The organism is Mycobacterium sp. 852002-51152_SCH6134967, assembly GCF_001667105.1.
GTDB lineage: Bacteria > Actinomycetota > Actinomycetes > Mycobacteriales > Mycobacteriaceae > Mycobacterium > Mycobacterium neumannii_A.
On the sequence record NZ_LZIK01000025.1, the window covers coordinates 134,872 to 158,826 of the forward strand.

The 23,955-nt window shown below is 67.8% G+C and carries 19 protein-coding genes; 2 read left to right on the forward strand and 17 right to left on the reverse strand.

The annotated features are described in order from the left end of the window. Positions 1 to 83: 83 nt before the first annotated feature. From A5790_RS08800 to A5790_RS08830, 7 genes are all read right to left on the reverse strand, one after another. A complete protein-coding gene (locus A5790_RS08800; protein WP_197696744.1) occupies positions 84 to 4,034 on the reverse strand; it encodes a bifunctional nitrate reductase/sulfite reductase flavoprotein subunit alpha in 3,951 nt (1,316 codons plus the stop codon). A gap of 5 nt (positions 4,035 to 4,039) precedes the next feature. Next, positions 4,040 to 5,467: a NarK/NasA family nitrate transporter gene (locus A5790_RS08805; protein WP_082961640.1), complete on the reverse strand. Its 1,428-nt coding sequence runs from the start codon at positions 5,465 to 5,467 to the stop codon at positions 4,040 to 4,042. A 156-nt stretch (positions 5,468 to 5,623) separates the two neighbouring features. After that, positions 5,624 to 6,085 (reverse strand): DUF2834 domain-containing protein, encoded by a 462-nt coding sequence (locus A5790_RS08810; RefSeq protein ID WP_066842696.1) that lies wholly within the window; start codon positions 6,083 to 6,085, stop codon positions 5,624 to 5,626. Between the two features lie 114 nt (positions 6,086 to 6,199). Beyond that, positions 6,200 to 6,946, reverse strand: a complete 747-nt coding sequence (locus A5790_RS08815) for an alpha/beta fold hydrolase (protein WP_066842698.1) — start codon at positions 6,944 to 6,946, stop codon at positions 6,200 to 6,202. Positions 6,947 to 6,955: 9 nt separating this feature from the next. Continuing rightward, on the reverse strand, positions 6,956 to 10,228 hold the full coding sequence (locus A5790_RS08820) for a LuxR C-terminal-related transcriptional regulator (RefSeq protein ID WP_231987650.1): 3,273 nt from the start codon (positions 10,226 to 10,228) through the stop codon (positions 6,956 to 6,958). A gap of 72 nt (positions 10,229 to 10,300) precedes the next feature. Then, positions 10,301 to 11,842: a phospholipase D-like domain-containing protein gene (locus A5790_RS08825; RefSeq protein WP_066842702.1), complete on the reverse strand. Its 1,542-nt coding sequence runs from the start codon at positions 11,840 to 11,842 to the stop codon at positions 10,301 to 10,303. After that, positions 11,839 to 13,386 (reverse strand): phospholipase D-like domain-containing protein, encoded by a 1,548-nt coding sequence (locus A5790_RS08830; protein WP_066842704.1) that lies wholly within the window; start codon positions 13,384 to 13,386, stop codon positions 11,839 to 11,841. The genes A5790_RS08825 and A5790_RS08830 overlap by 4 nt, the downstream gene beginning before the upstream one ends. Positions 13,387 to 13,428: 42 nt before the next feature. Here A5790_RS08830 and A5790_RS08835 point away from each other — a divergent pair, with 42 nt between their 5' ends. Further along, positions 13,429 to 14,163: a type 1 glutamine amidotransferase gene (locus A5790_RS08835; RefSeq protein ID WP_066842705.1), complete on the forward strand. Its 735-nt coding sequence runs from the start codon at positions 13,429 to 13,431 to the stop codon at positions 14,161 to 14,163. Here the strand turns inward: A5790_RS08835 and A5790_RS08840 are convergent. After that, positions 14,142 to 15,491, reverse strand: a complete 1,350-nt coding sequence (locus A5790_RS08840) for a TIGR01777 family oxidoreductase (protein WP_066842711.1) — start codon at positions 15,489 to 15,491, stop codon at positions 14,142 to 14,144. The genes A5790_RS08835 and A5790_RS08840 overlap by 22 nt on opposite strands. Positions 15,492 to 15,556: 65 nt before the next feature. On the opposite strand from A5790_RS08840, the gene A5790_RS08845 reads away from it, so the two are divergent. Further along, positions 15,557 to 16,255 (forward strand): phosphoribosyltransferase, encoded by a 699-nt coding sequence (locus A5790_RS08845; RefSeq protein ID WP_066842712.1) that lies wholly within the window; start codon positions 15,557 to 15,559, stop codon positions 16,253 to 16,255. On the opposite strand, the gene A5790_RS08850 is transcribed toward A5790_RS08845, so the two are convergent. From A5790_RS08850 to murC, 9 genes are all read right to left on the reverse strand, one after another. Next, positions 16,252 to 16,578: a hypothetical protein gene (locus A5790_RS08850; protein ID WP_066842714.1), complete on the reverse strand. Its 327-nt coding sequence runs from the start codon at positions 16,576 to 16,578 to the stop codon at positions 16,252 to 16,254. The genes A5790_RS08845 and A5790_RS08850 overlap by 4 nt on opposite strands. A 25-nt stretch (positions 16,579 to 16,603) precedes the next feature. Beyond that, on the reverse strand, positions 16,604 to 17,407 hold the full coding sequence (locus tag A5790_RS08855; protein ID WP_066842716.1) for a DivIVA domain-containing protein: 804 nt from the start codon (positions 17,405 to 17,407) through the stop codon (positions 16,604 to 16,606). A 237-nt stretch (positions 17,408 to 17,644) separates the two neighbouring features. Continuing rightward, the gene (locus A5790_RS08860; RefSeq protein WP_064349985.1) at positions 17,645 to 17,935 is read right to left on the reverse strand and encodes a YggT family protein; all 291 of its coding nucleotides are present in this window, start codon (positions 17,933 to 17,935) and stop codon (positions 17,645 to 17,647) included. Positions 17,936 to 18,055: 120 nt separating this feature from the next. Continuing rightward, positions 18,056 to 18,691: a cell division protein SepF gene (locus A5790_RS08865; protein ID WP_066842717.1), complete on the reverse strand. Its 636-nt coding sequence runs from the start codon at positions 18,689 to 18,691 to the stop codon at positions 18,056 to 18,058. 13 nt (positions 18,692 to 18,704) lie between these two features. Then, positions 18,705 to 19,496, reverse strand: a complete 792-nt coding sequence (locus A5790_RS08870) for a YggS family pyridoxal phosphate-dependent enzyme (RefSeq protein WP_066842858.1) — start codon at positions 19,494 to 19,496, stop codon at positions 18,705 to 18,707. An 8-nt stretch (positions 19,497 to 19,504) separates the two neighbouring features. Continuing rightward, the gene (pgeF, locus tag A5790_RS08875; protein WP_082961635.1) at positions 19,505 to 20,212 is read right to left on the reverse strand and encodes a peptidoglycan editing factor PgeF; all 708 of its coding nucleotides are present in this window, start codon (positions 20,210 to 20,212) and stop codon (positions 19,505 to 19,507) included. Between the two features lie 19 nt (positions 20,213 to 20,231). Beyond that, complete coding sequence (gene ftsZ / locus A5790_RS08880; RefSeq protein ID WP_066842724.1) at positions 20,232 to 21,377, reverse strand: cell division protein FtsZ; 1,146 nt, start codon at positions 21,375 to 21,377, stop codon at positions 20,232 to 20,234. A gap of 214 nt (positions 21,378 to 21,591) precedes the next feature. Further along, the gene (locus A5790_RS08885) at positions 21,592 to 22,551 is read right to left on the reverse strand and encodes a cell division protein FtsQ/DivIB (protein ID WP_066842726.1); all 960 of its coding nucleotides are present in this window, start codon (positions 22,549 to 22,551) and stop codon (positions 21,592 to 21,594) included. Continuing rightward, positions 22,548 to 23,951 (reverse strand): UDP-N-acetylmuramate--L-alanine ligase, encoded by a 1,404-nt coding sequence (gene murC, locus A5790_RS08890; RefSeq protein ID WP_066842860.1) that lies wholly within the window; start codon positions 23,949 to 23,951, stop codon positions 22,548 to 22,550. The genes A5790_RS08885 and murC overlap by 4 nt, the downstream gene beginning before the upstream one ends. Positions 23,952 to 23,955 lie beyond the last annotated feature (4 nt).

Consider the following 23,955-nt stretch of genomic DNA (forward strand, 5'->3'; position numbering starts at 1 on the left):
ATACAGCGATTCACGACTCGTCATTATCCGCGTAACGCCGGTCACCCATCCAGTTTTCGCGATCCCCGGACCGCTGAGATGACTCAGTACACGTCGCGCACGTAGCGCTTGGCCGCGACCAGTTCGCGTTTGTAGTCGTGGGCCTGTTCGTGCGACATCCCGCCGTGCCGCTCGATGATCGTGGTCAAAGCGGTGTCGACGTCCTTGGCCATGCGGGTGGCGTCGCCGCAGACGTAGAAGTGCGCGCCGTCGTCGAGCCAGCGCCACAGCTCGTCACCCCGGTCGAGCATCCGGTGCTGGACGTACACCCGCGAGGCCTGGTCGCGGGAGAACGCGAGGTCCAATCGGTCGAGCAGGCCGTCGCGGGCCATGTCCTCGAAATCGTCGCGGTAGTAGTAGTTCTGAGCGCGGTGCTGCTCACCGAAGAACAACCAGTTGCGGCCCCGGTGGCCGAGGGCCCGTCGCTCCTGCAGGAAGCCGCGAAACGGTGCGACGCCCGTGCCGGGACCCACCATGATCATCGGCACCGAGCCGTCCTCCGGCGGGCGGAAGTGCGGTGAGCGCTGCACGAAAACCGGCACCGACGACGCGCGGTCGGCCAGGAAGGTCGAGCAGACGCCGCCGCGCCGGCCACCGTCGGCGCCGCGGTAGCGCACCACCGACACCGTCAGCTGCACCTCGTGCGGGCTGACCAGCGGGCTCGACGAGATCGAATAGCTGCGCGGGGTCAACCGGACCAGCACCTCGCGCCACTCGTCAGGATCGGCGTGCACGACGAACTCCTGAACGAGGTCGAGCCCGTTGCGGCCGGCCAGCCACTTGTCCAGCTTGGCCTTGGGCGCCCGCAGCGCCTTGGCGTCGCGGCTGTGCTCGGCGATGAAGCGCACCAAGTCGGGAGTGACGCGACAGAAGTCGAAGTGCGTGATGAGCGCGTCGCGCAAGGTCTGTTCGGCGCCGTCGACCTCGACGGCGTGCTGCGGAGGCATACCGGTGGCCGCCAGCCACGCGTCGACCGTCGCGGGGTCGTTGGTGGCGCACACTCCCAGCGAATCGCCCGCGGAATACGTGACGTCATGCTCGGAGATGTCGAAACCGAACTGCCGCACTTCTTTTCGCGATGCCGGTCCGGTGAGCACCACGTTGCGGGACAGCGGCACGACGAGGGGGCGCGCGCGGGTGAACGGCTCGGTGACGGTGGCGGGCCGCGCGAGCGTCGTGACGCCACCCCTGGGCGGCGACGTGTCGATGCCGGGGGTGAGCAGTGCGGTGACATCGTCGGCCCAGCGTCGCATCCGCTCGTCGTCGTAGGCCTCGCAGTCGGCGCGTTCGAGCAGCCGGACGGCGCCGAGGTCCGCCAGCCTGGTGTCGACGGCCCTGGCGTGTCCGCAGAAGTCGTCGTAGGACCGGTCACCGATACCCAGGACCGCATATCGCACGCCAGTCAACGGCGTCGCCTCCGAGGACTGCAGCCGCTGCCAGAAGCTCGCGCCGTTGTCGGGCGGTCCGCCGTCACCGAAGGTGCTCGTGACCACGAGCACGTCACGAGCCGCCGCGAGGGCGGTCGGCGCGAGATCGTCCATGTTCACCAACTGGGCGTTGCCGAGACGCTGAGCCAGCCGCGAGGCGAAGTCCTCGGCGTTGCCGGTCTGCGAGGCCCACAGCACGAGCGGTCCGTCGTCGAGTTCTGGTCGAGTGGCCGGTTCTTCGGAGGAGCGCTGGGCCTGTCCAGCGAGCAGCCCGTTGATCCACTGTCGCACCTCGGTGCACACGGGCGCCGAATCGGGCAGCACCGGAACATCGGCCCCGGCCTCCGCCAGTCCGCTGAAAAAGCCTGACACGTAGAGAGTTTCCTGCTCGGTGAGCGTCGGGGACGCGACCGGTCGCAGGTCGACCGCGCACACCTTGAACTCGGGCTGCAGCGAGTCGGGATCGACCGCGTCGTTGGTCAACGCGTTGACGGTGAGGTTCTGGCCGTGCTCGTCGTTCCAGTGGAACGGCGCGAAACAGCTTCCCTGCCGTACGCGTTCGGTGACGACGGCGGTCAGTACCGCGCCCCCGCGCCGCGTCGTCAGCTCGACGGGTCGCCCGTTCTCGATACCCAGCCGCAGCGCGTCCTCGGGATGCACCTCGACGAACGGCTCGCCGGTTAGCTTGTTGAGCGACTCGACGCGTCCCGTCTTGGTCATGGTGTGCCACTGGTGTTGCAGCCGCCCGGTGTTGAGCACCATCGGGTAGTCGTCGTCCGGCAGTTCCCGCGCGTCCATGTGCGGGCGGGCGTGAAAGATCGCCCGCCGCGACGGGGTCGGGAAGGCCAGTCGCGGCGCCTGCCCGCGCTCGTCGACGAAGTACTCCTGGCTGACGCCGTCGTTGACGTAGCGGATCGGGTGGCGATCAGACTGGTCGTCCGGCGGACACGGCCACTGCAGCGGGGTTTCCCGCAGGCGCGCGTAGCTGGCACCGCGAATGTCGTAGCCGGTCTTGGGGTTCCAGAATTGTCGGATCTCGTCGAAGATCTGCTCGCTGGAGGTGTAGGCGAAGTGCTCGCCGAAACCCATGTGGTTCGCCACCTGACAGATCAGCTGCCAGTCGGGTCTGGCCTGCCCCGGCGCCGGAATCGACTGCTGCAGCAGCGTGAGGTTGCGTTCGGAATTGACCATCACCGCGTCGGATTCGGCCCACATCGCGGCGGGCAGCACGATGTCGGCGTAGGTGTTGGTGGCCGTCGCGCTGTAGGTGTCCTGGGTGACGACGAGTTCGGCGGCCCGTAACCCGTCGATGACCGTCGACCGGTTGGCCACGCTGGCAACGGGATTGGTGCAGATGATCCAGCATGCTTTGATGTCGCCGTCGGCGAGTTGTCGGAACATGTCGACGGTGCCTGGGCCGACGTCCGCACGGATCGTGCCGGGGGCCACGCCCCACTGCTTCTCGACGAATGCGCGGTCCTGCGCCGAGGTCACCGAGCGCTGGCCCGGCAGCCCCGGACCCATATAGCCCATTTCGCGTCCGCCCATCGCGTTGGGCTGTCCCGTCAGCGACATCGGTCCGCTGCCCGGTCGGCAGATCGCACCCGTGGCCAGATGCAGGTTGCAGATCGCGTTCGTGTTCCAGGTCCCGTGAGTGCTCTGGTTGAGCCCCATCGTCCAGCAGCTCAGCCACTCCCCCGCGTCGGCGATCATCTGTGCGGCGAGCCGGATGTCGGCCTCCGCCAGGCCCGTTATACGGGCGACCTTTTCGGGTGTGTAGTCGGCGAGGAACGCCGGCATCGCCTCCCAACCCTCGGTGTGCTGGTCGATGAAATCGCGGTCGATGTCGCCGTTTTCGACCAACAGGTGCAGCAGCCCGTTCAGCAGCGCGAGATCGGTTCCCGGCTTGATCTGCAGGAACAGGTCGGCGTGTTCGGCGGTCGTGGTGCGGCGGGGGTCGACGACGATCAGCTTGGCGCCTGCCTTGAGCCGGTCGGCCATGCGCAGGTAGAGGATGGGATGACAGTCGGCCATGTTGGAACCGATGACGAAAAACAGGTCGGTGCAATCGAAGTCGGCGTACGAGCCAGGTGGGCCGTCGGCACCCAGTGATTGTTTGAAGCCGGTTCCGGCGCTGGCCATGCACAGCCGTGAGTTCGACTCGATGTGGACCGTCCGCAGGAACCCTTTGGCCAGTTTGGTCGCGAGGTACTGCGCCTCGATGGACATCTGGCCCGACACGTACAGCGCCACCGCGTCGGGACCGTGCTGCTCGACGATCTCCCGCAGCCGTCGGCCCGCCTCGGCGACGGCGTCGTCGACGGGTGTGGGGACCAGTTCCTCGTCGCGGCTGGGCCGCAGCATCGCCGAGGTCAACCGGCCGTCTGCGGCGCGCATCAAGTCGGCGTGGGTGGCGCCCTTGGTGCACAGCCTGCCGAAGTTGGCCGGATGCAGCTTGTCCCCGGACACCCGCGCGATCACCGGGTTACCGGTCTGCCGATCGGTGGTGGTGTGCACCTCGATACCGCAGCCCACGCCGCAGTACGAACACGCCGTCCGAGTCACCATGGGCGTCAGGCGGGCACCGGTGAAGCGACGCGGCCGACCTGCTCGCCGGCGCCGGCCCGCGAGGTCTGCATGCGCAGGAACACGAACCACGTGACGATCGCGCAGATCACGTAGAAGCCGAGGAACACCCAGAACGCGTTGGTGGCGGACTTGGCGTCGCTGACGTACGACGCGCGCAAGACGACGTTGATGAACACGCCGCCGAGGGCGCCGACCGCACCGGCGAAGCCGATCAGCGCGCCGGACATGCTGCGCGACCAGGCGGCCTTGTCCTCGCGGCTCCATTCGTCGCGCCCCTGGGCCTTGGCCTCGAAGATCGACGGGATCATCTTGTAGGTCGAGCCGTTGCCGATGCCCGACAAGACGAACAGCAGGATGAAACCGGTTACGTAGGCGGCCATCTGCCCGCTGGTGGCCGCCCCCGCCACACCGTCGTCGAGAACGCCGGCCGCCACCAGGATTCCGGCGGCGAAGATCATCGCGATGAAGGTGTAGAGGGTGACCCTGCCCCCGCCGACCCGGTCGGACAGCTTGCCTCCGAACGGACGCGAGATCGAACCCAGAAGCGGGCCGATGAACGCGATCTGAGCGGCGTGCAGCGAAGCCTGCGCGGGGGTGTCGCCGCCGGCGAGGAAGTTTATCTGCAGCACCTGCCCGAAGGCGAACGAGAACCCGATGAACGAGCCGAACGTGCCGATGTAGAGAAAGCTCATCACCCAGGAGTGCTTGAACCGCAACGCTTCTGCCATGGCGCCCAGGTTCGACCGCTGATTGCCGAGGTTGTCCATGAACAGCGCCGCCCCCAGCGCGGCCAACGCGATCAGGACAAGGTAGATGGCGCAGACGATTTCGGGTGCGGTGTTGCTGACGGTGGCGATCACCAGAAGCCCGACCAGCTGGATCACCGGTACCCCGATGTTGCCGCCGCCGGCGTTCAGGCCGAGCGCCCATCCCTTGAGCCGCTGCGGATAGAACGCGTTGATGTTGGTCATCGACGACGCGAAGTTGCCGCCGCCGACTCCGGCGACCGCGGCCACGACCATGAAGGTGGTGTAGGACGTGCCGGGGTTGTTCATCACCCACAGCGTCAGCACGGTGGGGATCAACAGCAGCAGGGCGCTGACGATGGTCCAGTTGCGCCCACCGAACCGCGCGGGGGCGATGGTGTAGGGGATCCGCATGAATGCGCCGACCAGGGTGGGCATGGCGACGAGGTAGAACTTGCCCGCCGCGTCGATGCCGTAGACGTCCTGCGGCATGAACAGCACCATCACCGACCAGATCGACCACACCGAGAATCCGACGTGCTCAGCGAAGATCGACCAGATCAGGTTCCGCTTGGCGATCTTCTTGCCACCGGATTCCCAGGCCTCGACGTCCTCGGCGTCCCAGTTGTCGATGGTGCGGCTGCGGCTCAGAGTCTTCACACGCATCACCATGTCGGGCGGCCATTCCGTAGCCGTTGCACGTCCGTGACCGAGAGGTCAACTCCCGCTCACATGGCTGGCGCGACCCATTCCAATCGCTGGAAACGTGCCCGAAACAAATGTGGCGTGGGTTACGAGCTTCCAGACCCTTGCCGCAGGAGGTCAACCCATGTCGACCCAGGCGGTCAGGCTCAGAGCCCCGATGCCGGCGACCACCAGCAGTATCAGGTCGAGCGGGCGAAGACGCAGGGGCTCCGAGGCGCCAATCCGAATCTCACGAGCGATGAGAAAGAGCGGAACCACCACACTGATGGCGATGAAAACGCCTCCAACCACGTAGAGCCACACGAATCGCACGGCGTACTTCCTGGCTTCGACAACCATCAGGATGACAACGGACACACTGAGCATGAGGGCGTCGGCGGTGAGATTGCGCGAGGCGGCATTGACCCTGGTGTCCTGCCAGAAGGTTCCGAAGAAGGCGGCGCCGCTGCCGGTGTATGCGATGGTCTGAGTCCACGTCGCGACGAGCGCGGCCACGGCGATGAGCGCGTACACGACGCACAACACCTTGCGCGACGCGGGCATCGACGTCGCGGGATGAACGCTTTCGGTTGATGTCATCCCTACACGCTAAGCATGCGGGTCGTCTGGCTCCGAAGATTGACCCGGAACGAGGAAATCAACAGCGACGGGCCGTTCGACACGTCGGTCCGAGGGAGACGACGTTCTCGACCGTCAGCCGGCCGCCTCCCAGAATCGGGTGAGCACCTCGGCTCCGCGTGCGGGATCCTGCACCATCCACCAGTGCCCCAAGCCGTCGAGAACCTCTGTGCGCGCGCCCGCTCGCGCCGCCGCCCGCCGGCGCATGTCCTGGGTGCCCACGTACGTGTCCTCCGTCGCGAGAAACGACAACCCCGGACGGGCGGCGGCCTTCTCGAGCTCGCGACCCGCCTCGGACAGAACCGGCTGGGCCGCAGAGCGGTACAGCGCGAGGATCGCTCGTCCCATATCGGTTCCCTGCGCCTCGGCAAGCGATGCGGCGATATCGGCAGGAAGGCCCAGCTCGGCCATCCGCGCCGTCCGATCCTCGAATGAGCCGCCCATCATCGCTTCGACCAGTTCCTCACCGGCTCCGGGCGTCTGCCACACCTGGGCGAGGTCGTGCCAGATGTAGTCGGCATCGAACAGCCCCACGACGTCGCTGGCCCAGGTGCGCAGGAGGTCGGGGCGGTGCATCGCCGCGTTGACGACGTGACCGCCGCCCCAGTCGTGTCCGACAAGATCGACCGGTTCGCCGAATCGCTCCAACTCGCGCTCGAGCCAATCGCGGTAGTCGAGGTACGTCGCTCCGAAATCGTCGGGAAGCGGTGCGCCGAAGCCGGGTGGGGAGAGCCGCACCACGTCATCGCGGCCGAGCGCGTCGACCAAAGGACCCCATATCGCATCAGTCTCCGGATTGCCGTGCACCAGAACGACTGTCATACGGCGATACTAGGCGTGCCGAGCGGCCTCCTGGGCCAGCTGCACGCGCGACGCCAGTCCCAGCTTGGTGTAGACGTGGGTCAGGTGCGTCTGCACCGTCCGATGGGACACGAAAAGCCGTGCGGCGATGTCCTTATTGCCGAGCCCCTCGGCGACCAACCGGACCACACCGAGCTCGGTCGGCGTCAACGAGGCCCAGCCGCTCGACGGCCGCTTGCGCTCACCGCGCCCACGCTGTGCATACGCGACGGCCTCCTCGAGGGACAGCGCGGTCCCTTCGTCCCACAAGGTCTCGAAGTCGTTCTCGCCGAGGGCCTCCCTGAGCGACGACACCGTTGCGGCGTACGTCGCGCCGTGCACCCGGAGCCGCACCAGCCCCATGCGTTTGCGCATGGCGTCGGCGGCGCCGAGGAACCGCGCCGAGTTGCGGTGATCACAGGCCGCATAAGTCAACTCGCCGAGCACCTCGAAGGTATCCGGCGCGATTTGGTAGGACCGATGACCGGCCATACAGTCGAGCGCCCGACGCACATCTTCATCGGCCTGTGCCAGTTCACCCTGCGCCAAGGCGATGCGCGTGCGATTCACCAGGGCACGTGCCAGGTGCCAACCCTGCATCACCGACACGTCGGTGTCGGCATATTCCCTGGCGGCCCGCAGATCACCTTTGGCGAGTTCGAGCTCCGCCGACGGGATGACGTTCGTGATCGCCGTTTCGGGCTGCGCGTTGATGCGCTGCCACGCCCAATCGCACGCGTCGGCAGCCGCTTTCACGTCTCCCTCCGCGAGGATGGCGAAAGCCAGCGGTGCGTACGCCCACGGCTCGAGAAACGGGCCGAGCGTAGTCGCGGCTTCGATGGCCGCCTCGGCGTAGCGTCGCCCCGCGGCGGGATCGCCCAGCCAGACATAAGCATGCGCGAGGCCGACGCGCGCAAGGTAGCCGTGGATGACGTCCCCGGATGCATCCGCCTCCGCGGCAAGCGCATGCAGAAGAGCCGTGCCCTCCTTCAAGTCACCCATCTGGTAGGTCGCCATCGCGGGGCCCCAGTAACGATTCATCCGCGACATGAACACGTCGCCGATGGCGTCGGCCAGCGACTGTCCTTCCTCGCCGGCCGCACGAGCCGGAACAGGGTCTCCGAGAAGGATGAAAATGAAGGCCCTCCAACCGAGGATCTGGCAGAGCCGCCACCGGTCGTCCAATCGCCGTGCCAGCTCGAGAGCTTCGTCCATGTACGGATAGGCCGCCTGCGCATCGAACGCGGCCGCGCCTATGCACGACACCAGAACCCGAAGCAGCAAGGGGGGGTTGTCGAGCTCCCGCGCTGTGGCCAAGGCCTGCTCGAGATCCTCCGTGACACCGACCGTGACCGCCCACGCGTGGAGCACCGCCCGGTCGGCCACCGCGCTGAGCCGCGCCGCGACATCGCGCCCTCCGTCGAGTGCCGGATCGTTCAGTGCGGCGTTGAACCAGGACAACCCTTCCTGCACTCGCCCACGCATGAGCCACAGCGGTTGCAGCGAACTCGCGAACCGCAGCGCCGCGTCGACATCCTGCCTCTCGAGGCTCCACGCGAACGCGGAACGGAGATTGTCGATTTCGATCTCCGCCTGTGAGATGAGGCGTTCGTAATCAGCACACCCCGGCGCGTCGATCTCTGCCGTCATCGAAGTGTAGTGATCCCGGTGCCGACTCCGGACGGTATCGGCTTCGCCGGACTCGCCGAGCTTATCCAATGCGTACTGCCGGACCGTTTCGAGCAGCCGGTAACGCACTCGCCCACTCGAACTTTCGGCCAGCACCAGCGATTTGTCCACCAGCAGCATGAGCAGATCCAACACCTGGAAGCGCTCGACTTCTCCGCCCGTGGCCACTGCCTGCGCGGCATCGAGGTCGAAGTCCCCTGCGAACGCCGCCAGGCGCCGGAAGACGACGCGTTCGGGTTCGGTCAACATCTGATGTGACCAGTCCACGGACGCCTTCAGAGTCTGCTGGCGGCGCACCACTTTTCGTGATCCGCCCGTCAACAGACGGAACCTGTCGTGCAGGCCGTCGAGGATCTCCCGCACCGACAGGGCGCGCACCCGGGCGGCGGCCAATTCGATCGCCAGCGGCATGCCGTCCAGGCGCCGGCAGATCTCGCCGATGACCGCGAGTTCGTCGTCCGTGGGAGTGAAATCCGACTGAACGTGCCGGGCGCGGTCGACGAACAGCTCGACCGCCTCGTCGTCGATCGCCAGCGAAGCCACCCGCCAGACGAGCTCACCCTCGACGCCGATCGGTTCACGGCTGGTGGCCAGTAGCCGCAGCGCCGGACACCGCTCGAGGAGGGTGGTGATCAGCTCGGCACTGACCTCAAGCAGGTGTTCGCAGTTGTCGAGCACCGCGAGACCTGCACGCTCGCCGATGAACTCGACGCTGCTGTCCATCGTCGACCGACCCGGCTGATCCGGTACCCCGAGCGCCCGCAGCACGGCGACGGGCACGAGGTCCGGGTCGCTGATCGGCGCAAGGTCCACATACCAGACCGATGGCAGATCGGTGCGATCCGCGATCTGCACGGCCAAACGCGTCTTGCCCACGCCACCCGCACCGGTCAGCGTCACCAACCGGTTTCCGGTCAGGAGCTCACCGATCTCACCGATCTGTTTACGGCGTCCGATGAATCGTGTCAGTTGCGCGGGCAGATCGTGTCGGAGCGTGGCCTCGGCCGTACGCAGGGGCGGGAAGTCGTTGCGGATGTCGGGGTGACACAACTGCACAACGCGTTCGGGCCGGGGCAGGTCTCGTAGCGGGTGTGAGCCGAGCTCACTCAGCCACGCTCCCTCGGGCAGATAGTCGACGACCATGGATTCGGTCGCACCCGTGAGCACCGTTTGGCCGCCGTGCGCCAGATCGCGTAGCCGTGCCGTGCGATTAATGGTCGTCCCGATGTAGTTGCTCTCGTCGCGTAACTGAATCTCGCCGGTGTGCACGCCGATGCGCAGCCGGATCGGGGCCAGCGGCGCCTGCTGCAGCGCCAGCGCGCACGCCACCGCATCACTGGCGCGTGCGAAGGCCAGGACGAAGCTGTCGCCCTCCCCCTGCTCGACGGGGCGGGCACCGTTGTTCATGACCACGAGATCGGCCAGCATCGCGTCGAGTCGCCGGATCGCCGCCCGCATCTCCTCAGGCTGCGACTCCCATAACCGCGTCGACCCCTCGACGTCGGCCAGCAGCAACGTCACCGTTCCGGTCGGCAGTCCGCTCACACCAAGTTCGCTCCACTCGAGTGCGCTCATGCTAGCCAGCATGCGGCCCGACTATCGGCAAAACATCAGCGCAAACGCGTAGATTTCACCCGCGAAGCCCGGTCACAGCCGTCCCTTCAGCCGGTCTCTGTACGACCGCCCGTCCGGGTCGTACATGAACCGGTACACGGGCTCGGCCCACAACCGCGTCAGCAGCCCGAGTCGTTCGGCCTTGTGCGGGCGCAAGCGGCCGGGCGGTCTCGGTCCTCGCCGCCCGCCTGCGTACCACGCGTCCAGCGCCTCTGCTGTTTCGACGATCTCGGACACCGCGGTGACCGGATCGGCAAGGCCGCCGTCCTCGCTGCCGTCCTCGGCGCGGTCCAAGTGCTCGCGCATCAGCTTGAGCCTGAAGTCTCGTGCGAATACGCCATCGGAATCCAGTACCGCACAGGATAACTCGCTGTCGTGGGTCCACGATCTCCGGTTGAAGTTGTCGCTACCCGAACACGCCCACACATCGTCGATCACGCACACCTTGGCGTGTACGTACACCGGTGTGCCCTCGTGGTTCTCGACGTCGAACACGTGCACCCGGTCCGGTGCGGAACGGTGACACGTCTCGATGGCCTGCCACCGGCCGACCTGATTGGGCGGCAGGGCCAGCCGGCCGTCGACATCGGGGTAACGCGGCACCACCGCGACCAGATGCAGCTCGGGGTTGGCCCGTAGCGCGGCGGCGAACAGGTCGGCCACCCGCTTGGACCACAGGTACTGGTCCTCCAGGTAAATCAGCCGACGGGCCCGTGGCACCGCCTTGCTGTACGCGCGGGCGATGCTGCGCTCGCCGTGCGGCGCGAAGTCGTAGGTGAAGTGGGCGTCGGGGTAGGTCCGCAGCACCTGCACGCTGTGCGGACCGCAGGGTGGCGGGTCCGGCGGTTGCTCCGGCAGCGCGTCGGCGGTCATGTCCGCGCCGCTGAACTTGTCCCGCAACCAGGCCAGCGGGTTCAGCATGTCCAGGGACGCGGGGTCGTTCCAGCGTTCGCGAAACGTCATGTCCAGCGCGCCGACGACAGGGCCCTGCAGCCGCAGCTGCACGTCGTGCCACGGCGGATTGTCGCCGTAGCGCGGCGACATCTCGATCGCCTGCGGGTCCCCACGATGCGACGCGTCGTCGCGCCGCGAGTGACACAGGTCGATGCCTCCCGCGAACGCCACATCGCGTTCCGGGGTACCGGGATGGCGGATCACGACCAGCTTCTGGTGGTGCGAACCACCGATCCGCACCCGCTGGTCCAACAAGACCTCGCCGCCGGCCTTCTCGATGTGCTCGCCCAGGTGGCGGTTCTCCTCCTCGCTGTAGGAGAGCTCATCGAGATGCGATCTCCACACCAGACCCTTGACCACCACACCGCGTTCGGCTGCGCGACAGAACAACTCGCGAACCGTCGGACCGTCGTCACGCATCTTCTCGTCGGGGTCACCACGCCAGTCGGTGAAGAACACGTAGTCGCCCGGCGCGAGCGCCTCCACCTCGGTGGCGAGGTGGTCGAAATACGTCGAGCCGTGCACGAGCGGTTCGACGCGGTTGCCCTCGCACCACGCCGGGAGGTCCGTCGCGGGATTTCCGCGCTCCTCGGTGCTCAGGAACCACTCCTCGACGTTCACGGTCGCCGCCGCAACAGCCGGTCGCGGTACGAGCGACCGTCGGGGTCGAAGATCACCCGGTAGGCGGGTTCGGCCCACAGCCGCGTCAGGGGATCGACCCGTTCGCTCTCGTGCGGTCGCAGCCGTCCCGGTGGTCGCGGCCCGGAGCGGCCCGACCGATGCCACTCCTCCAAAATCTGTGCGCACGCGATCATCTCGTCGACAGCGGCGACCGGATCGACCAGACCCTCGTCTTCGCTGCCGTCCTCGGCCCGGTCGAGATGCTCGCGCAGCAACCGCAGCCGCAGATCGCGCGCGAACCGGTCGTCGGCGTCGAGCACCGCGCACGACAGTTCGCTGTCATGCGTCCACGACCGGCGGTTGAAGTTGTCGCTGCCGATACAGGCCCAGGTGTCATCGATGATGCACACCTTCGAGTGCACGTAAACCGGTGTGCCCTGGTGGTTTTCGACATCGAACACGTGCACCCGGTCGGGGGCTGCGCGGCGGCACGCGTCGAGGGCCAGTTGACGTCCGACCAGCGTTGGCGGGCGGCCCAGACCGCCTTCCAGATCGAAGTAGCGCGGCACGACCGCCACCAGCTGCAGTTCGGGGTTGTTGGTCAACGCCTCGACCAAGAGGTTGGCGATCTCCTCGGACCACAGATACTGGTCCTCCAGATAGATCAGGCTCCTGGCGCGCCGAATCGCCTTCGTGTAGCCGCGTGCGATGCTGCGTTCGCCCTCCTTGGCGAACTCGTACTGGATCAAGGCGTCGCCGTAGGTGCGAAGCACCTGCACCGCGTGCGGTCCGCAGGCCGGCGGGTCCGGCGGTTGCTGCGGTAGCGGGCGTCGCCGCTGCTCCTCGCCCCCGAACCTGTCGCGGAGCCACGCAAGCGGGTTGAACAGATCCAGCGGGGCGCGCGCCGTCCACCGCTCCCGGAAGGTGACGTCCAGCGCACCGATGACCGGACCGCGCACCTGCAGCTGCACGTCGTGCCACGGCGGGCGCTCCCCGTACCGCTTCGACATCTGCACCGCCTGCGGGTCACCGCGGTGCGACGCGTCGTCGCGACGCGAGTGGCACAGGTCGATGCCTCCGATGAACGCCACATCACGCTCCGGTTCCTCGGGATGACGGAGCAGCACCAGCCGCTGATGATGTGATCCGCCCACCAGCACCCGCTGATCGAGAAGCACCTCCCCGCCGGCGCGCTCGATGGTCTCGGCCAGGTGACGGTTCTGCTCCTCGTTGAACTGCAAGCGATTCGGATACGACCGCCACATCAGACCTTTGACGAGCACGCCGCGCTCGGCGGCTGAGCGGAACAGTTCGGCGACGGTCGGGCCGTTGTCGCGCAACCTCTGGTCGGCGTCACCGCGCCAGTCGGCGAAGAACAGGTGATCGCCGGCGCCGAGTGCCTCCACCTCGGTGACGAGACGATCGAAGTACGACGCGCCGTGGATCAGAGCCTCGGCGTGGTTGCCCTCGCTCCACGCCGGCAGCTCCCAATCGGGGTTACCGCGTTCGCCGGCGGTGAGGAACCATTCGGCCAGGACTGACACCCCGTGGGATGCCCACTCGACGCTGGATCTACGCGCGAAATAATGGGCCGCGTGACCGCAAGAGTCCTGTTCCTCTACAACGACCCTCTCGCGACCGAGGCACTGTTGGGCCAGGCGTTCGTCGACGAGGGCTTCGACGTGCACACCTTCGAGGTGGTGCCCCATGAGCGCGCACACTCCCCCGCCGGCGACGTCACGTTCCCCGACCCGACCCAGTACGACGTCCTCGTGCCCCTCGGCGCGCGCTGGCCCGTCTACGACGAGGCGCTGCGCCGCACGTGGGTCGGCGAGGAGATGGCGATGATGCGCCGCGCGGCCGAGGCGGGCATCGCGATCCTCGGCATCTGCTTCGGCGGTCAACTGCTGGCGCAGAGCTTGGGCGGAACGGTCTCACGGTCGCCGTCACCCGAGATCGGTTGGTATGACGTCGAGTCCACCGATCCGGAACTGGTGCCCGGCGGCCGATGGTTCCAATGGCACTACGACCGCTGGACACTGCCGCCCGGCGCCACCGAACTGGCCCGCACCGCCAATGCATCCCAGGCGTTCCAGCTCGGCCGCACGCTCGCGCTGCAATTCCACCCCGAAGTCGACCTCGAGCTGCTGGACCGGTGGCTGGCCGACGACGATATCGGCGAGGTCGCCGCCCTCGGCCTGACCCCCGACGAATTACGCTCTCAGACAGCGGCATTCGCACGCGACGCGGCCAGCCAGGTGCGGCGTCTCGTACACGGTTTCCTGACGCGCGTGGTCGGTCAACCGTGCCCGAGCTCGTGAGCGAGCGCACCGTCCAGCGATGGATGACGGAAGCGGTGGCCCAGCGCCTGCAATGCGGCGGGCAGCACTCGCTGATTGGCTTCGGCGAGTTCGCGGGCTCCCTGCGGCCCGAGCAGTAGTCGCGGCCCGAACGACGGAACGGGCACGACGGCGGGACGATGCAGCACCCTCGCCAGCGTCCTGGTGTAGTCGGCGTTGCGCACCGGATGTGGGGCCACCGCGTTGACGGGACCGGCCATCCGGTCGTCGTAGAGGGCGCGGAGGTACACGTCGAGCAGGTCGTCGAGCGCGATCCACGCCAGCCACTGCCTGCCGCTGCCCAGCCGGCCACCGAGGCCGGCGGCGAACAACGGTCGCATCAGGCGCAGCGTGCCCCCGCGCGCGGACTGCACGATCCCCGTCCGGACGGTGACGACCCTCAGCCCCGCCTCGGCGGCCGGGGCCGTCGCCGCCTCCCAGTCCCGGACCACCTCGGCCAGGAAGCCGTCGCCGACCACGCTTTCCTCGGTCAGCGCCGCATCGCCGCGGTCGAAACCGTAGATGCCGACCGCCGACGCGCTGACGAAGATTCTCGGTCCGTCGTCGTCCCGCGCCGCCGCCTCGGCGAGCCGACGGGTCGGTTCGAGACGGCTGGCGCGGATGGCGTCCTTGTGGGCGTCGGTGAACCGGCCGGCGATCGACGCGCCCGCCAGGTGCACGACCGCGTCGGCCCCGGTCAACAGCCGGGGATCCGGACGATCGGGGTTCCACTGCCGCTCTTCCGGGCTCGCCGCCGCCCGTCGCACGAGCCGGACCACCCGGTGCCCTCCCGTGCTCAGGAACGCCGTCAGCGCCGACCCGACCAGACCCGTGGCGCCGCTGACCGCGATGGTGAGTGGGCCAAGCCCCGCGTCGGCGGCGTCGCGGTGCGCCGCTAGGTCGTCGGCCAGCTGGCGGTGGCGGTAGACGAACATCGGTCGCAGCGCCGCTGCCGGCACCGGCGCCTCGATGCGGTCGTACACCCGGGTGCCGCCGGGGGCCTCGCCGAACTCGTGAACGTGGGTCCACCGGCCGACCAGTCGCGGCGGCCACGAGGCCGGCCCGTCCGAGGACAGCACGTCGACGAAGCGGCGCGGCGGGTCGTAGCGGTCCGGGTCGTGCTGGGCGATCCAGCGCAGACCACCCGGCAACCCGAGCACCGCGCGCCCGTCGGCCAGCGACTCGGCTTCCGCGATCGCCTTCATCGGCTGCCACGGCGGGATCAGCCGCCTCATCGCGCCGGGTCGTGCGTACCACCCGAACACCTCGTCGAGCGGGTGCTCGACGACGCTCTCGTATTCGATTCCCATGTGGAGATATTCGTCGCCATCATGCCGATGGATTGCGTCGGGGTGGGGTATCCACGGTCGTAGTCATGAACGGATGGAACGGGCTCGCCCGCCGAAGCGGCAAACGCCTGTATCAGGACCGCCGGGAGGCCGGCGAGGTTCTGGCCCGCGAGTTGTCGTCCTACCACGGTCAGGATGTGGTGGTGTTGGGCCTCGCGCGCGGCGGCGTTCCGGTCGCCGCGCAGGTGGCCCGCTCGCTGCAGGCTCCCCTTGACGTCTTTCTGGTCCGCAAGCTGGGTGTGCCGCAGTGGGAGGAGCTTGCGATGGGTGCGCTGGCCAGCGGGGGCGGTGTCGTCATCAACGAGAACCTCGTGCGCAACCTGGGCATCGGTGACGAGGCGATGCAGGCCGCGATCGCTCGCGAGACCGAGGAGTTGAACCGGCGCGAGCACGCCTATCGCGGCGACCGCCTGCCTCCCGAGCTGACGGGCAGGACGGTGATCCTGGTCGACGACGGGATCGCCACCGGAGCCAGCATGCTCGCCGCGGTGCGTGCGGTGCGGGCCAAGAACCCGGCGCGGATCGTCGTCGCCGTCCCGGTCGGACCGCCGTCGGCGTGCCGGGAGCTAGCCAAGGAAGCCGACGACGTGGTCTGCGCGAGCATGCCGCCGGGATTCGAGGCCGTCGGCCAGGTGTTCGTCGACTTCCATCAGGTCAGCGACGACGAGGTGCGCGAACTGCTGGCGCCCGGCGAGCCGGACCAGCAAGGGCCACAAGGGAATTAGCGGCGGTCTTCGCCGGAGTCGGCTTGTTCGACGACCGTGGTCTCATCGTCGGCGCCGGGCTCGCCCGCGTATTCGGGTTGCTCCGCGACGGTCTCGTCGTCGGGATAGTCCTCGTAGTACTCCGGGTCGGCATCGGTCTGCGCGTCGGGGGCGGTGTCGGCTTTGCGGCCCGAGCGCTCCCGCACCGCATCGACGATCAGCAGCACCACACCGATCACGCTGGCCGCGATACAGACCCAGGCGATCAGTTCATTGCTGGTGACGACGGCCGTCACCAGTGCCGCGAGGCCGATGACAGCGAGGACGAGCGCAACGATCAGCATTGATCAACCCTAGGCCAAGGCGGGTTCAGTTGTTTCCCCGGTTGAACTGATTGAAGCCACCGCCGTCGTTTCCGGCGCTGGAGTCGACGGGCGCGGCCGAACCGCGCTGGCCGAGCTCCTCGAGCTGGGACTCCAGGTAGGTCTTGAGCCGGGTGCGGTATTCGCGCTCGAACGTGCGCAACTGTTCGAGGCGGCCCTCCAGCACGGTGCGCTGCTGGTTGATGGTGCCCATGATCTCGGAGTGCTTGCGCTCCGCGTCGGCCTGCAGGGCGTCGGCCTTCTCCTGCGCCTGGCGAAGCTGCGCCTCGGACCGGGTCTGGGCGTCGGCGAGCATCGCGTCGGCGCGCTGGCGAGCATCGGCGACGGTGGTCTCGGCGGTCTGCCGCGCCTCGCTCACCAGGGCGTCGGCCTGCGCCCGCGCATCGGCGAGCAGCTTCTCCGACTCGGCCTTGGCGGTGCTGGTCAACCGGTCCGCGGTGTCCTGGGCCAGGCTCAACACCTTGGCCGCCTTCAACGCCTGGTCCTCGCTGGACTGCGACGACGGCGCCTCGTAGGCCGGCTGCGGCGTCGGAGCGGGCTCGGGGGCCGCGGGCTGCTCGTAGACCGGCATGGCCTGTGTCGACTGGCTTCCGCCGGAGCCGGCGGATGCCAACTCCTGCTCCAGCTCGGCGACACGCTGCCGAAGATCCGCGTTCTCCTCGATGAGGCGCGTCAGCTCGTTCTCGACCAGATCGAGGAACGCGTCAACCTCATCCTCGTTGTAGCCGCGCTTGCCAATGGGTGGCTTGCTGAACGCGACGTTGTGAACGTCGGCGGGTGTGAGCGGCATTGTCGCCCCCTTGAAGTCTGGACAGTCAACCGGTCTCAAAGTGTAGAGCGTGGGTGGAACGTAACTGGCGTCCATCCTGTCACACCAGACGCGGCCGTAGCAGAAGTGGATGAAATTAAGAGCGAATTTCAAACACGGCCGGACATGCGGTGACCATTTCAGCGCTCAATTTCTTGTCGGCAAACGGCCCGTTTGCCACTCACCGGAAGAGCCGGTGCCGTCTGGCTCGATGCGGTCTCAGGCCGCCGCGCCGAAGGCCAGTTGCATGCCGATGAAGGCGACGAGCAGCAGCACCATGATCGACAGGTCGAAGCGCACCGCACCTATCGTGAGCTGGGGAATGAGCCGCCGCAGCAGCTTCACCGGCGGATCGGTCAGCGTCATGATGATTTCGAGGATCACCACGGTGGCGCCCTTCGGATGCCAGTCCCGGGAGAACGACCGGATGAACTCGACCACGACCCGCGCGATCAGCAGCAGCCAGAAGACGAACAGGGCGAAGCCCAGGATCTCGAAAAAGAGCGACAACGCCGACGGTCCTCACTACGGGCACAGATGTGACTTTTACTACAGGCTTGATACAGGCAAGTCGCGCCCGAGACCTCTCAAGCCCGCACGCGACGCCAGCCTACCCGTCTGTGAGACGACCTACTGATAGGAGTAGAAGCCCGCCTCGGCAATGCGGCGCCGCTCCTCGGCCGTCACGTCGATGTCTGCCGGCGACAGCAGGAACACCTTGGTGGCCACCTTGTCGAACGATCCCCTCAGCGCGAAGGCCAGGCCCGCAGCGAAGTCGACGAGGCGCTTGGCATCGGCGTTGTCCATCGACACCAGGTCCATGATCACAGGGGTTCCGTCGCGGAACCGTTCGCCGATCGTGCGGGCCTCGCTGTAGTCCTTCGGCCGCAGCGTGGTGATCTTCGCCAGCGGGCTGCCCGCCTCGAACAGTTCGGCCATCCGGCGCGGGTCCATGGCCAGCGCGCCGCGGGTGGCACCGCGCATCGGGGCGAAACGGGGTGCGGGGCGCTCGAATTCGCGCGGTGCGCGCAGTCTCGGCTCGAAGCGGTCCTCGTAACCGCGGTAACCGCCCGGCGCATCGTCGTAGTCGCGGTCGTCGTAACCACGGTGGCCGGGGCCGTACCCGTCGTCGTCGAAATGTTCGTCTCGACTACGGCGCGAATATCCACGTGAGGCGCCGCGGTCGTCGTCCTCGTAGTACTCGTCGTCGTAGTCGTCCATCGGGGCCATACCGAAGTAGGCCTTGACCTTGTGAAGTGTGCTCATCGTTCGACCCTTCTCATGCCCTGGACTCTGGTGTCTGTGATGAAGATGTGACTGGAGTGACTACTTCTGGTGACGGTAAAGGACGTTGTCCCAATAACGCGGTACCGACACGCACACATGTCGAGCCGTGTTTGACCGCCGCTTCGAGATCGTTGGACATCCCGGCCGACAGCTTGAGGCGCTGCGAATAGTTCGCCTGGACCCGCCTGAGCTCGGCGTTCACGCGTGCGAACGCCGCATCAGCGTCCGCGTCGAGCGGAGGGATCGCCATCAGCCCGGCCAACTCCAACCCCGATGCGGCGTGCGCCGCGGCGCACAATTCGTCGACCGAATCGGGTTCGTCGATGTCGACGCCGCCGCGGCTTTCGTCCCCGTCGAGGCTCAGCTGGATGAAGACGCGCAGCGGTTCGTGGCGCCTGCCCTCGTCGAGCGCGGCGGACGCCGCGCGGCTCAGCGCGTCGATCAACTTGCGGGTGTCGACCGAGTGCGCCGCATACGCCCAGCCGGCAATGGATCGCGCTTTATTGCGCTGTATCCGGCCGACCATGTGCCAGCGAATGGATCCGACATCGGGAATGGCGGCGATTTCTCGGACTTTATTCGACGCTTCCTGTTCGCGTGATTCGCCGAAAGCCTCACAACCCAAACGGCGAAGAATAATGACATCGTCGGCGGGAAAGAATTTGGTTACCGGTAACAATTCAATGTCGGTGATATCGCGTCCGGCGGCCTCGGCGGCGGCCGCCAGGCGTTTGCGCACGGCCGCCAGCGCTTCGCTCAGCTCGACTTCGCGGGAGGACGGCACGTTGTCGCTCACTCCATCCACACCAGAGAGGCGAACCGCCCGGTCGGGGCGTCGCGCCGATGGCTGAACAAGTTGCGGTCCTCGATCGTGCAGCGAGGGTCGACATCGATGGCGGTGACACCCAAAGTCGTTAATTGCCGGTGGATTCCGGCTCGCAGGTCCAGCGCGGGTGTGTTCTTCGCGCTCGTCGTGCGGCTTCCGGGCAGCGCGGTCTCGACCTCGGCGGCCATGGCCTCGGGGACCTCGTAGTTGCGTCCGCTGGCCGCGGGTCCGAGCAACGCCGAGATGTCCTCGGCGTGCGCGCCGAGCGACAGCATCGCCTCGACGGTGCGCGCCACGACCCCGTTTTGCGCACCGACGCGCCCGGCGTGCACGGCGGCCACCACTCCGGCGCGCGCGTCGCCCAATAAAACGGGAACGCAATCGGCGGTGACCACCGCCAAAGCCAAACGCGGTGTGGCGGTGACCAATGCGTCAGTTTTTTCGACCGGACGACCCGTGGCGTCGTCGACCACGGCGACGTGATCCCCGTGCACCTGATTCATCCACACGATTGCGTCGTCGCCCAATCCGATGGCGCCGCCGAGCCGTTTGCGGTTGGCTGCCACGGCCTGCGGATCGTCGCCGACGTGGTCGCCGAGGTTGAAGGTGTCGAACGGCGGCGCGGAGACACCGCCGGCCCGTGTCGTGGTCACGCGCCGTATGCGAACCGTCACGGTCGCCAGTATTGCCGGATCAGTGGCGCATGAACGGCGGCACGTCGACGTCGTCGTCATCGTCCCCGCCGATACTGACCGTCGCGCCGTTGGTGTGCACCGGCACGCTGGCCGGATCCGCGGGCTCGAACAGCGATGTGCTCACCTTGCCGGCCTTACCCGGGGTGATGCCCTGGGCCTGCGCCTCGGTCGGGCTGACCACCGGTTTGCGTCCCGGACCGGCGGAGTCGAAGCCGGCGGCGATCACGGTGACCCGCACCTCGTCACCGAGCGAGTCGTCGATGACCGTGCCGAAGATGATGTTGGCGTCGGGGTGGGCGGCGTCCTGCACCAGCGACGCCGCTTCGTTGATCTCGAACAGACCCAGGTCGCTGCCGCCCGCGACCGAGAGCAGCACACCCTGCGCCCCCTCCATCGAGGCCTCCAGCAGCGGCGAGTTGATCGCGATCTCGGCGGCCTTGAGCGCACGGCCGTCACCGCGCGCCGAACCGATGCCCATCAGCGCGGTGCCCGCCCCGCTCATCACGCCCTTGACGTCGGCGAAGTCGACGTTGATCAGGCCGGGTGTGGTGATCAGGTCGGTGATCCCCTGCACGCCGTTGAGCAGCACCTCGTCGGCGCTGCGGAACGCGTCCATCAGCGACACCGCGGCATCGCCCATCTGCAGCAGCCGGTCGTTGGGGATCACGATGAGCGTGTCGCAGCTCTCCCGCAACGCCTGGATGCCGTTCTCGGCCTGGTTGCTGCGCCGCTTGCCCTCGAACGAGAACGGCCGCGTCACCACGCCGACGGTCAACGCGCCGAGCTTGCGCGCGATCGACGCCACCACCGGCGCGCCACCCGTACCGGTGCCGCCGCCCTCGCCGGCCGTGACGAACACCATGTCGGCGCCGCGCAGCAGCTCCTCGATGTCGTCCTTGGCGTCTTCGGCGGCCTTGCGCCCCACCTCGGGGTCGGCGCCGGCGCCGAGACCGCGCGTGGAATCGCGACCGACGTCGAGCTTGACGTCGGCGTCGCTCATCAACAACGCCTGTGCGTCGGTGTTGATGGCGATGAACTCCACGCCCTTGAGGCCCTGCTCGATCATCCGGTTGACGGCATTTACTCCACCGCCACCGATGCCGACCACCTTGATGACGGCGAGGTAGTTATGTGGGGGGGTCATCGCGATCCCTTCCTCCCAAGTTGTCCGACGACACGCCGAGCCTTGGCAAACCCTAAACCTCAACCAGAGGGTTATAGTTATGTCAAGTTGTTCCGCGCAACCAGAACGGTAGGGCGGGCTCGCGACCTAGCGATGCAGGCGCGCCGACACGCGCGACAAATTTTTCGTGCCACTTCGCGAGGGACGTGCAACGGGGCGTTGGACGCGCGCGGTCTCACTTCACGGTCGGCAGGTCCGGACTCGACACGTCGTAGGTCTTGCCAGGCTGGGTGAGCAACGCCCCGAGTTTGAGCGCCTTCTCCTCGGTCCGGTCGGTGGTCCCCCACACCACCTCCCTGCCGTCGATGAGCTGCAGGGTGATGGACGCGACCGAGGGCGCCGCGATGCGGGCGACCTGCGCGGCGACCTCTGGGCGCAGCGACGTCATCACCTGCAGCGCCGCCTTGGTCGGTGCGTCGTTGGGACCGGGAGTGTCGGTGTCGAGGTAGGGCACCCCCGGCGGCGGCGGGCCGATCGCGAAGTCGACGCCGTCGCGGTCGAACAGGTGCGGTCCGTCCGGATAGTCCTTGACCACCACCGGAACTCGCTCGACGACAGTGATCCGCAGAGTGGACGGATACTGGCGCTGAACCCGCGCGCTGGCGATCCGCCGGATCGCGGCCACCCGTTCGGCGACGTTGTCGGTGTTCACCTGCAGCAGCGGCGTGCCCGGCGCGACGGCGGCGGCCGCGACGATCTCCTCTTTTGTCACCGCGCCCACACCGGTGACCACCGTGTTGCGCACCGCCATGACCGGGGTGAAGTACAGCAGCAGTCCGAGTCCGACGACGATCACGCTGATCAGTGCCGACCACATCAGCACCTTCAGGCCGCGGACCGTTCCCCGGCGCAGTTTGCGGGTGTCGTCCGCGGGCTTGCCCAGTGCGCGCCGCTTGGCCTCCCTGCGGGCCTGCTCGATCGCCATGGCGCGGGCTTGGGCCGCGCGGCGCTCCTCACGCTCGCGGCGCGCGCGCCGACGCGGGCCTTCGAAATCCGGTGTCTCGTCGGGTGTTTCGGGGTCGTGCGGCGTTTCCGCGTCGTGCGGCGTGTCCTGCGGCTGCGGCGCCTCCTCCCCCGGCTCGGGTGCCGCCGAGGGCTCCGGGGACTCCGGGTCACGGTCGATCGGCCCGGTCATCGCGACCCCGGTGTGCTCCGGTTGGCCTTGACGCGCAGCGCGGTGAGGATCTCCGGGCCGAGCATCGTGACGTCACCGGCGCCCATCGTGACGACGACATCGCCCGGTGCGGCGGCCTCGGCCACCCGCGCTGAGACCGCCGAGAAGTCCGGCACATACGTTCCCGGCACGCTGACGTGCTCGACGATGCTTGCTCCGCTGACCCCGGCGATCGGCTGCTCGCGGGCGGCGTAGACGTCGAGCACGAACACTTCGTCGGCACCGTCGAGTGCCTGCCCGAACTCGCGGGCGAATGTCTGTGTGCGCGAATACAAGTGCGGCTGGAAGACGACGATCGAACGACCACCGGCCTGCTCGGTGACGGTGTGCAGCGCGCCGAGCGTGGCGCGCACCTCGGTCGGATGGTGCGCGTAGTCGTCGAAGACCCGCACGCCGTTCGCCTCTCCGACCAACTCGAACCGGCGCCGCACCCCTTCGAAACCGGCCAGCCCGTCGAGTACCGCATCGACCGGCGCGCCCGCTTCGATCGCGGCGAGCATCGCGCCGATCGCGTTGAGCGCCATGTGCCGTCCCGGCACCGCGAGGCGCATCACCCTCGGGTGCGGTTCGTCGGCGAACTGGATGTGCGCCACCGCCCCGGTGTCGTGCTGCTCCCAGTTCAACAAGGTGCCGTGCAGCGCTCGGCTCGGGTCGCTGCCGTAGCGCAGCACGCGGATGCCCAGCTCCTCGGTGCGCTCGGCCAGCCCCGCGGCGCCGGGGTCGTCGGTGCAGACCACAAGCGCGCCACCGGGTTTGAGGCGTTCGACGAAGTCGTCGAAGACGGCGCCGTAAGCTTCGGCGCTTCCGAAGAAGTCGAGGTGGTCGGCCTCGATGTTCGTCACCACCGCGACGTCGGGGCTGTACTCCAGCAGTGAGCCGTCGCTTTCGTCGGCCTCTGCCACAAAGACGTCGCCGCTGCCGTTGTGGGCGTTGGTGCCCGCCTCGCCGAGGTCCCCGCCCACCGCGAACGACGGGTCGAACCCGCTGTGCTGCAACGCCACGATGAGCATTGACGTCGTCGTGGTCTTGCCGTGAGTGCCGGTCACCATCAGCGTGGTGTGACCCGCCATCAGCTTGGCCAGGACCACCGGCCGCAGGATCACCGGGATACCGCGCCGACGGGCCTCGACCAGTTCTGGATTGGTCTTCGGGATGGCGGCGTGGGTGGTGACGACGGCGGTCGGCCCGTCCGGCAACAGGTCCAGCGAGGAGGCGTCGTGTCCGATCCGGATCGCGGCACCGCGGGCCCGCAACGCGGCCACCGCCCGCGACTCCTTGGCATCAGAACCCGACACCAGCCCGCCGCGGTCGAGCAGGATGCGCGCGATCCCCGACATGCCGGCACCGCCGATGCCCACCATGTGC